The following is a 727-nucleotide window of genomic DNA, read 5'->3' on the forward strand; positions in this document are numbered from 1 at the left end:
GAGGGGAACACACAAAAATATATAGAACAAATCAAGGAGCAAGGATTAGCCGTTGCAAAATCACGTTTATATCATGCGTATGATAGAAGATTTATATTTTTCCCGAAAACAATGAGATTAGAGAAACATTATATAGAGGAAATGCCAGAAAAAGATAAAATAATTGCTAAATTAAATTCTCTCGTACACTTAGAGGTAGTCATTGAAGAGAAAGATTGTTATATTTTGAAAGAGGAAGCAAAACCTTGGTATCCTGCTATACTAGTAGATTTAATTCCTGCAAACGAAAAAGTATATTTTGATAAAAGTGTAAATGGACTACAGAAACAATTGAATTGGTACGAACCAGTTGGAGTGGAAGTTTAGTGAATACAAATAAAGTTGATAAATATGTATTGTGGAGGGACAAGAATTTCCTACTATTACTATTTGGACAAAATTTATCAGCCTTTGGAGACTGGTTCCGCACAGTTGCGACAATTGGTTTAATTTATAAATTAACAGGAGACGCTACACATATAAGTTTATTATTTATTTGTTCAATTCTGCCTACAATAGTTGTTTCAATGGTTTTCAGTCCGATTATTGACAGATTTTCCCGACGTTTACTTATGATTATTGCAGATATTGCTCGTTTATGTATTGGAATTGGGTTTGTAATAGTTGTTTCGACTAATGTGTCTCCATATTTTTTATATTTACTTCTTATTATTAATGGATCATTTTC

Annotated in this window: 2 pseudogenes; both read left to right on the forward strand. The window is 31.2% G+C overall.

Annotated elements, in window-relative coordinates:
* Positions 1 to 366 (forward strand): annotated as a pseudogene (locus KVT27_RS23385) (coproporphyrinogen-III oxidase family protein); the annotation flags it as partial.
* Positions 366 to 727: pseudogene (locus KVT27_RS23390) on the forward strand (MFS transporter); the annotation flags it as partial. The pseudogenes KVT27_RS23385 and KVT27_RS23390, both read left to right, overlap by 1 nt.

Source organism: Lysinibacillus sp. GbtcB16 (assembly GCF_019091145.1).
Lineage (GTDB): Bacteria > Bacillota > Bacilli > Bacillales_A > Planococcaceae > Lysinibacillus > Lysinibacillus fusiformis.